The sequence below is a fragment of the uncultured Dialister sp. genome (genome assembly GCF_937959425.1).
Taxonomy (GTDB): Bacteria; Bacillota; Negativicutes; order Veillonellales; family Dialisteraceae; genus Dialister.
On sequence record NZ_CALGPS010000069.1, the window covers coordinates 1 to 10,133 of the forward strand.

10 protein-coding genes and 1 tRNA gene are annotated in these 10,133 nt (G+C 51.5%); all 11 read right to left on the reverse strand.

Annotation, left to right across the window (positions count from 1 at the left end):
* Positions 1-326: 326 nt before the first annotated feature.
* On the reverse strand, positions 327-830 hold the full coding sequence (locus tag Q0482_RS02770; protein WP_299143091.1) for a cob(I)yrinic acid a,c-diamide adenosyltransferase: 504 nt from the start codon (positions 828-830) through the stop codon (positions 327-329).
* A gap of 10 nt (positions 831-840) precedes the next feature.
* Entirely contained in the window at positions 841-1,260 is a 420-nt protein-coding gene (gene ndk, locus Q0482_RS02775) for a nucleoside-diphosphate kinase (protein ID WP_008858987.1), read from the reverse strand.
* A gap of 14 nt (positions 1,261-1,274) precedes the next feature.
* Positions 1,275-2,138 carry a zinc metalloprotease HtpX gene (gene htpX / locus Q0482_RS02780; protein ID WP_299143094.1) on the reverse strand — a complete coding sequence of 288 codons (864 nt, stop codon included), beginning with the start codon at positions 2,136-2,138 and terminating at the stop codon, positions 1,275-1,277.
* Positions 2,139-2,198: 60 nt separating this feature from the next.
* Positions 2,199-2,275, reverse strand: a tRNA-Pro gene (locus Q0482_RS02785).
* A 1,055-nt stretch (positions 2,276-3,330) separates the two neighbouring features.
* Positions 3,331-4,569, reverse strand: coding sequence for a serine hydroxymethyltransferase (gene glyA / locus Q0482_RS02790; RefSeq protein WP_299143097.1), 1,239 nt, complete (start codon positions 4,567-4,569; stop codon positions 3,331-3,333).
* A gap of 204 nt (positions 4,570-4,773) precedes the next feature.
* Positions 4,774-5,337, reverse strand: coding sequence for a TIGR01440 family protein (locus Q0482_RS02795; protein WP_299143100.1), 564 nt, complete (start codon positions 5,335-5,337; stop codon positions 4,774-4,776).
* Positions 5,330-5,782 carry a ribose 5-phosphate isomerase B gene (rpiB, locus tag Q0482_RS02800; RefSeq protein WP_291056834.1) on the reverse strand — a complete coding sequence of 151 codons (453 nt, stop codon included), beginning with the start codon at positions 5,780-5,782 and terminating at the stop codon, positions 5,330-5,332. Before rpiB ends, Q0482_RS02795 begins: the two co-directional genes overlap by 8 nt.
* 541 nt (positions 5,783-6,323) lie before the next feature.
* Positions 6,324-7,370, reverse strand: a complete 1,047-nt coding sequence (locus Q0482_RS02805; protein ID WP_299143107.1) for an L-threonylcarbamoyladenylate synthase — start codon at positions 7,368-7,370, stop codon at positions 6,324-6,326.
* Complete coding sequence (gene prmC / locus Q0482_RS02810; protein ID WP_299143110.1) at positions 7,367-8,242, reverse strand: peptide chain release factor N(5)-glutamine methyltransferase; 876 nt, start codon at positions 8,240-8,242, stop codon at positions 7,367-7,369. The genes Q0482_RS02805 and prmC overlap by 4 nt, the downstream gene beginning before the upstream one ends.
* A complete protein-coding gene (gene prfA / locus Q0482_RS02815) occupies positions 8,232-9,314 on the reverse strand; it encodes a peptide chain release factor 1 (RefSeq protein ID WP_299143113.1) in 1,083 nt (360 codons plus the stop codon). Before prfA ends, prmC begins: the two co-directional genes overlap by 11 nt.
* A gap of 105 nt (positions 9,315-9,419) precedes the next feature.
* Positions 9,420-9,671, reverse strand: a complete 252-nt coding sequence (locus Q0482_RS02820; RefSeq protein ID WP_008858969.1) for a type B 50S ribosomal protein L31 — start codon at positions 9,669-9,671, stop codon at positions 9,420-9,422.
* Positions 9,672-10,133 lie beyond the last annotated feature (462 nt).

The window sequence follows — 10,133 nt, forward strand, 5'->3', positions numbered from 1 at the left end:
ACAGGTAAATCCACGATGCTACAAATGTGAGGTCACTTCATATTATCTAGCCCACTAAATCGGTTTTATTTATACTGGCGCCCTTCATTATTTAAGGGCGCCCGCCAAGACCGATAGCCGATAGCTGATAGCCGTCCCACCAGCCACCAGCTACTAGATCTGCGACGTCAGGCGGCCCCCGATCCTCAATCCTGATCTTCGATCCCAGCCGCTCCGCGGCTGCACGCCTGCAGGGCGTGTTCCTAAAGGCGTCTCTTCCGCCATTATAAAATAAAAAAAGGAGCTATTCAATCACATGAATAGCTCCTTTCCAATCAGGGAGCGAATTATTTCACTTCCGCTTCATAGCGGGCCAGGGTGAAGCAGAGATCGGAGAGACGGTTCAGATAGCGGATATCCACTTCATGCACATCTTCCGTTTCCGCCAGACGCCACATGCATCTTTCAGCGCGGCGAACCACGGCTCTGGCCACATCCAGGAAGCTTTCGCTCTGGGTGTCTCCCGGTACCAGGAAGTGATCCAGGGGAGCCAGTTCTTCGGTGTACTGGTCGATGATGTGTTCCAGGTTGGTCACGTGTTCCGGTGTAATGTTCGGTTCCTTGCCCATGCTGGCCACATCAGCCATGAGGAGCCACAGTTCCTTCTGCAGCTTGAAAATCGTTCCCTTAACATTGTCATGAACTGCAAAAGCACGGGCCTGACCCAGAACGGAGTCAGCTTCGTCCACCGTACCATAAGCTTCAACGCGAAGACTGCCTTTGGATACCCTTTCATTGGTAAAAAGGCTGGTCTTCCCTTTATCTCCTGTACGTGTATATACCTTTGCCATGACAGTCACCTTATTTCTTTAATTCAGGGAACCAGAGAGCGATTTCTCTTGCTGCTGTTTCCGGAGCATCGGAAGCGTGAACCACGTTTTCATCGATGGAGGTAGCGAAATCTCCGCGGATGGATCCCGGTACAGCTTCCAGAGGATTGGTTGCGCCGTTGATCTGACGAACTGCTGCTACAGCGTTTTCCCCTTCGATAACCATAGCCAGAACGGGGCCGGAGGTGATGAAATCGATGAGAGCCTTGAAGAAGCCTTTGCCTTTGTGTTCAGCATAATGTTCTTCAGCCAGTTCAACAGGAACGTTGATCATTTTGATTGCGTGGATGGAAAGACCTTTTCTTTCGAAACGGGAAATCACTTCGCCGCAGATGTGTTTCTTCACGCCGTCCGGTTTTACAAGTACAAGAGTTTTCTGAATGTCAGCCATAAATATGACCCTCCTTAAAAAGAATGCATTTGTGCTGCGATTTCACGCAGCTTTTCCACCCGCTCCTCCGTAGAAGGATGCGTAGAAAACAGATTTGCCACGCCGCCTGCGCCGGCCAGGGGGTTGATAATGAAAAGCCCACTGGTAGCCGGTGTCGCATCAGCCATCACCTTATGATGGGCATAGGCGTCCAATTTCAAAAGCGCACTGGCCAGAGCCAGAGGTTTGCCTGAAATCGCTGCCCCTGAAGCGTCCGCCATGAATTCCCGGGAACGGGACAGGGCCAGCTGGATCAGAGTCGCCGCCAGAGGCGCCACCACGATGGTCACCAGAAGGGCGATGGGGTTGGAACTCCTCCCCTCCTCGTCCCTGGCACCGCCGAAAATGGCAAGCCACTGGGCTGCATTGGCAATGTAGCTGATAGCTGTTGCAATAGAAGCAGCCAGCGTCATTATCAGTGTATCACGATGACGGATATGTGACAACTCATGACTTAAAACTCCTGCCAATTCATCTCTGTCCAGCATGGAAAGAATGCCTTCCGTCACCGCCACAGCTGCATGGTTTTCATTTCTCCCTGTAGCAAAAGCATTGGGTACATCTGTAGGAATCACATAAAGCCGCGGCATGGGCATATGGGCCTTCTCCGTCAGCTCCCGCACCAGCTGGTACAGCTCCGGCACGTCGGACTCCGACAAAGGCTGGGCATTGTAGGCCCGAAGGGCCATCTTGTCACAATTCCAGTAGGTATAAAAATTCATGGCGAAGGAAATCAGAAGCATGGTGAAAGCACCGCTCCTGCCGCCTACTACACCGCCGATTGCCATGAGAATCACGCTGAGCAGTGTCAGCAGCATCACCGATTTGACTCTGTTCAAAGGAAAGACCTCACTTTACGCAACAAATAGAATTTTATAAATATGTATAAATAAAAAAAGTGGTCGGAACGACATGATTCGAACATGCGACCTCTACCACCCCAAGGTAGCGCTCTACCAAACTGAGCTACGTCCCGACATCGGTTACAAGTAATAGGATACACAATGAGAGAAGATTTGTCAAGAGATTTTTTATTTTTCTTTTTGAAGGGGCTGCTATGGCCTGAGTTCAGTGGGTTGGGTAGAAAGATTCTTAAGTTTGACGGGCCCTTGGGTCCGAGGGTTGTGGTGGCGGCTTTGCCGCAGATTTTAGCCCCCTTCCTTTGGAAGGGGGTGTCGCCGCAGGCGACGGAGGATAGCAGGCCTTTCGCAGAAAGGCCGAGGCCCCAAAGGGGCCTAATGTGAATCTCCGTGAAAAGCCGCCTTCGGCGGCGCCTTTGCTTCGCAAAGGCCTATCCTCAGCCCTATCGGGCAGCTCCTTCCAAAGGAAGGAGCCTTACGTTACGGGATTACCCTTTGTGTCTCCAGCGCTGCGTGACGAAGAGCATTAGCCTTCTTCCTCTGGAAGAAGGTGGCGCCGTAGGCGCCGGATGATAGCAGACTTTTCAAAGAAAAGCCGAGGCCCCGCAGGGGCCTGATATGAGGAAACAGCATTTCATCGCATTTTCGGTGTTCCTCAGGGCTTCGCCCAGCTCCTTCCAGTGGAAGGAGCCTGCGTTACGTTCTACCCTCTTGTGTCACCTGTGCTGCATGACGTAGTGCTATAGCCTCCTGCCTTTGGAAGGCAGAAGCCCTGCAGCACTTCTGAGCCTGGCTGCTATGTGAATATAGCCGGCACAGAAAGTGAACGCCTTAAGGATACACTGATGAATTCATAGAGTCTGTTTTTATAAGAAATTTTACGCACTGCTTTGTCATGAGACTCCTTAAACAGCTCCCTATTCCCCTTTCCCATTCCCTGCATTCCATAAAGTTTTAAGAATAAAAGCAGACAGTGATTTAAACAGCGCTTCCGCAGGATCGAAATGACGATACGAGAGTCCTCCATCTCGATCTCAGGCAGACCTGGTGCCGGCCAAAAAACAATCTGTCTTTTATCTTCAAATTTCTATCGTCTTTACCATTCACCGACTCCAAAATATATACAGCCATAATAAAAAACTCCCCTAAGGGGAGTTTTTTATCAGTCAGATTATAAATCTTCGTAAAGCGGATATTTCCTGCAGAGGGCTGCTACTCTGTCTGCGCAGGCAGCTTTGATGGCAGCGTCTTCAGGGTTCTTGACCACGGTGGCGATGATGTCGGCTACTTCTTTGAAGTCGTCTTCTTTCAGGCCTCTGGTGGTCAGGGCCGGGGAGCCGAGGCGGATACCGCTGGTAACGAATGGGGAAAGTGTTTCGAAGGGGATGGTGTTTCTGTTGGCGGTGATGCCGATTTCATCCAGTACGTTCTGAGCCACTTTGCCGGTAATGCCGATGGCTTTCATGTCGGCCAGGAGGACGTGGGTGTCAGTGCCGCCGGAAACAACGCGGATGCCCTGTTTCTGCAGTTCATCGGAGAGGACTTTTTCATTCTTCTTGATCTGCTTTGCATACTGCTTGAAGTCGTCGGTGAGGTCTTCGCCGAAGGCTACGGCCTTGGCTGCAATGACGTGCATAAGGGGGCCGCCCTGCATGCCGGGGAATACGGCCTTGTCGATGGCTTTGGCGTATTTTTCACGGCACATGATGATACCGCCTCTGGGTCCGCGGAGGGTCTTGTGGGTGGTGGTGGTTACAATATCTGCATAGGGCACCGGGCTTGGATATTCACCGCCGGCTACGAGGCCTGCAAAGTGGGCCATGTCTACCATGAAGAGGGCTCCTACTTCGTGGGCAATGGCTGCCATTCTTTCGAAATCAATGATTCTGGAGTAGGCGCTGGTGCCGCCGATAATCAGTTTCGGCTGTACTTCTTTGGCTGTTTTTTCCATGGCTTCATAGTCCAGGAGTTCGTCGTCCTTACGAACGCCATAGGGAACTACGTTGAAATAGTTGCCGGAAATATTGACGGGGCTGCCGTGGGACAGGTGTCCTCCATCGGTGAGGTTCATGCCCATCATGGTGTCTCCCGGTTTGAGGAGACCGTAGTATACGGCAAAGTTGGCCTGGGAGCCGGAATGGGGCTGTACATTTACATGTTCAGCGCCGAAAAGTTCTTTGGCCCGGTCAATGGCCAGCTGTTCCACTTTATCTACAAATTCGCAGCCGCCGTAGTATCTTTTGCCCGGATAGCCTTCGGCGTACTTATTGGTAAGCACGCTGCCCTGGGCTTCCATCACTGCGTAGCTGACAATATTTTCGGAAGCAATCATTTCCAGTTTGTTTCTCTGTCTGTTCAGTTCTTCCTGAATGGCTTCATATACCGGCTTGTCATCTTTTAAATGGTTCATTGAATAAACTCCCTTCCTGCACAACCTGCCGTTTGCTGCGGCAAAATCCCAAATCTATAGATAACTGAAATTTTTTCAGGTATCAACAGCTTCATTGTACCATACCCCTGGCACTGTCATAAAAGAAGAAGAGGCTTAAAACAGGGACATATCTCCCCGCTTCAAACCTCTTCATTGAGTCTTTTACTGTCTTATGAAATTATATCAGAAAGCGCCCCGGTTGTCATCCTTTTTGTAGCGGGCTCTTTCTCCTCCGATCAAAGGCGGTCTGGTACGGGCGCCGGTAACGATGGCTTCCCCTACCCTGTTATGGGTCAGATGTACCGGCACTGCCACCCGCTTGAGGTGCATGCCGATCAACGTAAGACCGATGTCCAGTCCCCCATCGGCTCTGATTTCTTCTACTGCCACAGGATCTTTGAAATGGTAGTAGGCGTTGGTGGCAAAAGCGCCGCCGCCGTGAAGCCAGGGTACCACTGTCACTTCTTCATAGCCGAATTTTTCAGCCGTTTCTCTTTCCATAATCAGGGCACGGTTCAAATGCTCGCAGCACTGGAAGGCCAGGCGAAGGTGGTATTTCTTCGCTTCTTCCAGGAGGGTTTCCACCACTGCTGTCCCTACTTCGTAGGAACTATCCTTCCCGATGCGGCCGCCCCGGATTTCACTGGAGGAGCCGCCGATAACGATGAGGCTGCCTTCCCGGAAATGGGACTGGGCCACAAGCTCTTCGAAGGCCTCTTTTGCCTCTTTCTTCAAATCCTCATACATGGGACTCTTCCTCTTCTATTTTAGCAATCTTGCCGATTCTTCTGGCATGGCGGCCTCCCTCAAAGGGGGTCTTCAGGAATTCGTCAAGAATAAACTCTGCCAGCCCCGGTCCGATGACCCGGGCGCCCATGGTAATGACATTGGCATCATTGTGGGCTCTGGTGAAATGGGCGGAAAAAGTATCGCCGCAGAGGGCTGCTCGGATGCCTTTCATCTTATTAGCAGCAATGCACATACCGATGCCGGTACCACAGATGAGGCAGGCATAGGTCACTTCCCCCTTCTGCACCAGACGGCAGGCCTTTTCTGCAAAGTCCGGATAGTCACAGGATTCCGTAGAATCGGTGCCGCAGTCAATGTATTCGATTTTTTCTTCATCAAGATGCTTCTTCAAAGAAGCCTTCAGTTCAAATCCGCCATGATCACTGGCAATAGCAATCTTCATAGGGCTCATCCTTTCCATAAACAATGGAACTTCCATACGGACATATTGTACAGCAGAATTGACAGGGCTGTAAAGGAAACCAAATAGATTAGTAAGTGTATCCCACCTGCGGCATGAGTGTTCAGAGGGGGCACGGCTGACGCCGCAGGTTGTGTAGAAGGTTGTGTTGCAAGGGGCGGGGGAAAAGTTTATTCCCCCCATTTTATTGTCCCACCGCTATTCAGGGGGCAGAATAAACCGCTCTACGCTTTCCTGCAGAGTCATGTGGCACAATGCTGAGCGTCCATAGGGACACTGTGCACATCCTGCATAGGATGTGCAAGTCGGGCGAAGTAAGGCGCCTAGCCTGCCCATTAAGGCGCTTTCCTTTGGGCCGCCCGACCGAACTTAGCGGGGGAAAGGTGGTGGCGCAGCCACCAAAGGGGGTGCCGCTTTTCCATCGCCCGCCAGGGCAGTTGTATGTTTTTTACCAGCCCACCAGCTCACCGGCTGCAGTACATTTTCCGCTCTCCTACGGTCGAAATGATGAAGCGGAGCCTTCTCAGTTCTTTCCTTTCTTCTCTACCACAATATGGTACCCCGACGCTTTGGTAAGGCGGTTCATGATGGCGAGTCCCAGGCCTTTGGTGTCGGTGCCTTCTCCGATGATCTGGTCGACTGGATGTTTATTGAAGTAGAGAAGGCCGGAGAAAAGGTTATGGGCGAAGCTTTCCTGGCTGTCCCGGCTGCCCCATACGAAGACAGGAAGGTTTTTGTCCAGTTTGTCTGCGATTTCACGGCTTACGAAGAATCCGTAGGTTTTATCTTTTTTATGGGCAAAGGATAAGATTTCCTTTTCCACTTCTTCCCGATTTCCTGTATACACGGTGAGCGGCGATGAGGGGGCGTAGTGCCTGTACTTCATGCCCGGCGCTTTTGGATGGGCGCTGCCGGTGGTGAGAGCGCTGTCCACTCTGGCGGGAGCAAAGGTGGAGAGCATTTCCAGGGTAATGCCGCCGGGGCGGTAAATCACGATTTCTTCATTTTCAATGCCTATGACTGTGGATTCCACGCCGATGCGGCAGGGACCGTCGTCAATAATGGCGTCAATGCGTCCCTCCATGTCATGGTACACGTCTTCTGCAGTGGTAGGGCTGGGCCTGGTAGAAATGTTGGCGCTGGGGCCGGAGACAGGTACGCCGGCTGCGCGGATGAGGGCTCTGGCAGCCTCATTGGCAGGGCAGCGGATGGCAATGGTGTCAAGGCCGCCGGAAGTTTCCCTGGGGATAATGTCTTTCTTTGGAAATACGATGGTCAAAGGTCCCGGCCAGAAGGCATCCATAAGCTTTTCTTCCAGCGGTGTCACTTCTTTCACATACCGGGCCACTTCATCTTTATCTGCTACATGGACAATAAGGGGATTGTCTGAGGGCCTGCCTTTGGCTGCATAGGTTTTTCTGGCTGCTTCTGCGTCAAGTGCGTTGGCACCGAGGCCATAGACCGTTTCCGTGGGAAAAGAAACAAGTCCCCCTTCCCGGATGATTTTCCCCAGTTCAAAAACTTTTTCAGTGAAATAGTTTTCATCTACCGGTACGATTTCCGTCTTCATTCTTTTCCCTTCTTTCTGCAGTATACAGCTCTTTCAATACCGCCATAATCTTGTATCACTTCAAAGGAGTCAAATTCCCCGGATTCCTTCAGAAGGTTCACCACACTCTCTGCCTGATGAATGCCGAACTCCGCCGCCAGGAAGCCGCCGTCCTTCAGGTGGTCTGCCGCCGTTTCCGCCAGTTTCCTGTAGAAGTCAAGGCCGTCTTTCCCGCCGTTCAGGGCCAGCACAGGTTCATGACGCACTTCCTCTGCCAGTCTCCCTATGTCAGCGGAAGGGATGTAGGGCGGATTGGTCAGGATGCCGTCAAACATTTCCCCTTCTTCCAGGGCGGTGAGGTAGTCTCCTTTCCGGAAAACAACGCGGTCATCAAGCTTCAGATTCTTTCCGTTTTCTTCCGCCACTTTGAGGGCATCGGGAGAAATATCCACACCGACACCGGTATCTTCCTTGCAGTAATAGAGGAAGCTTAAAAGGATGGCTCCGCTGCCGGTACCGAGATCCGCCACTTTGAGACCCGGTTCATTTCTGTGGTACTGGATGACCTTTTCCAGCCAGGTTTCCGTATCGGGACGGGGAATAAGAACCTTTTCATTCACATGGAAGGTCAGTCCCATGAATTCCTTTTCTCCGATAATGGCGGCGGTGGAAATGCCGCTCACTCTTTTCCTGATATATTCCCTGTACTGAGCCAGTTCCGACGGTTCTACGATCAGGTCAAAGTCCGTGTATAAATAGATTCTCTGCTTATGAAGTACATGGGCCAGCAGGAGTTCCGCATCCAGCCGGGGAGAGTCCAGATGGTGCTGCTGGAAATAATGGGTGGTCCAGGTAAGCAGTTTTTTAATGGTCCAGATGGTATTACCGGCCATTGGCTTCCCCTTCTTTCATTCTTCTGGCCAGGTCTTCTTCCATGAGGCGGTCCAGGATGGGGTCCATGTTTCCGTTCATGAAATCGTCCAGCTGGTAAATACTCATGTTCACGCGGTGGTCCGTCACCCTTCCCTGGGGGTAATTATAGGTGCGGATGCGTTCAGACCGGTCACCGGATCCCACCTGGCTCTTCCTGTCTGCCGCTTCCTTGCTGATGGACGCACGGAGGGCCTGGTCGTAGAGCCGGGATTTCAGAATCTGCAGAGCCTTTTCCTTGTTCTGTCTCTGGCTTCTTTCGTTCTGGCAGGTGACCACCATACCTGTGGGTAGATGGGTAATGCGGATGGCAGAGGAAGTCTTATTGATATGCTGTCCGCCGGCGCCGGAGGAACGGTATACATCGATGCGAAGGTCTTCCCTCTTAATATCGATGTCCACATCTTCCGCTTCCGGAAGCACTGCCACGGTAACGGCTGAGGTATGAACCCGGCCCTGGCTTTCCGTCTCCGGAATACGCTGCACCCGGTGCACACCGCTTTCAAATTTCAGGATGGAATAGGCATTCTTTCCTTCGATGGTGCAGGTTACTTCCTTGAAACCGCCCAGGTCCGTTTCATTGGCATTGGCGATTTCCAGTTTCCAGCCTTTTCTTTCTGCAAACTTGATATACATCTTCAAAAGGTCTGCAGCAAAGAGAGCAGCCTCTTCCCCACCGGTACCGGCGCGGATTTCAAGGATAACATTCTTGCCGTCATTGGGGTCCTTGGGAATAAGCATTTTATGGATTTCCAGATCAAGCTCTTCCTTTTTCTTCTCATTTTCCTTCAGATCTTCCTTGGCCAGCTCGTGAAGATCAGCCTGGGATTTGTCTTCCAGAATGTCCTTTGCATCCTTCACCGCCTGATCTGCTTCCTTGTACTCTCTGTACTTGGCCACAATGTCCCCCAGCTCTGCATGCTCCTTGGACAGGGCCCGCCATTTATTCTGATCCGCAATGACAGAGGGGTCGCTGAGCTGGTCCTCCAAAGTCACATACCGGGCTTCCATGCCCTCCAGTTTACTCGTCTGCATCTGTTTGCTCCTTTATTTGAAAATTCCATTTATTATGTGTATATAGTTATAAGTATATCACAGGGTAAAAATGGGCAGTAAAAAACAGGGCCTTCGCCCTGTTTCTTAGTCGGATGTTTTTCCGTAACGTTTGTTGAACTTTTCGATACGGCCGCGAGCCTTTCCGAAACGCTGCTGTCCTGTATAGAACGGATGGGATTTGCTGCTGATATCAATATTGATCAGCGGATATTCATTGCCATCTTCCCATTTCACAGTCTGGTTGGAAGTAGCTGTAGAACGGGTCAGGAAAGAGTAGTCAGCACCGATGTCACGGAAAACGACTGGATGATAATCCGGATGGATTCCCTTCTTCACTTGTTGCACCTCATTTCAAATACATAGATAATTCTTTGCTATTATAACAAACAGGCGCCTCGAATGCAAGGGATATTTTAATAAAAAGTGAGTGTTATGAAAAGAGATTCTTCTACTTATAGTCCCGCTGTCTGCGGGGGGGGGAAGGTGGTGCATCAGTACCAAGAGAGGTAGGCTGAAGAGGCCGAGGGTTGTGGCTGAAAAGGTTCTTAGGTTTGACCGGCCTTTAGACACGCCTACGGCGTGAGGGTTCAAAAGGTTCTCAGGTTTGACGGCGGCTCCGCCTCCGAGGGTTGTGGATTGCCGCTACGCGGCAATGATTATGAAGTCAGCGTTACGGGACTTACTTTTGTGTCACCAGTGCTGCATGACGTAGTGCCAGAGCCCCCTTCCTTTGGAAGGGGGCTCTGAAAGCGCCGGAGGATAGCGGCCTTTCGCAGAAAGGCCGCGGCCCTGAAAGGG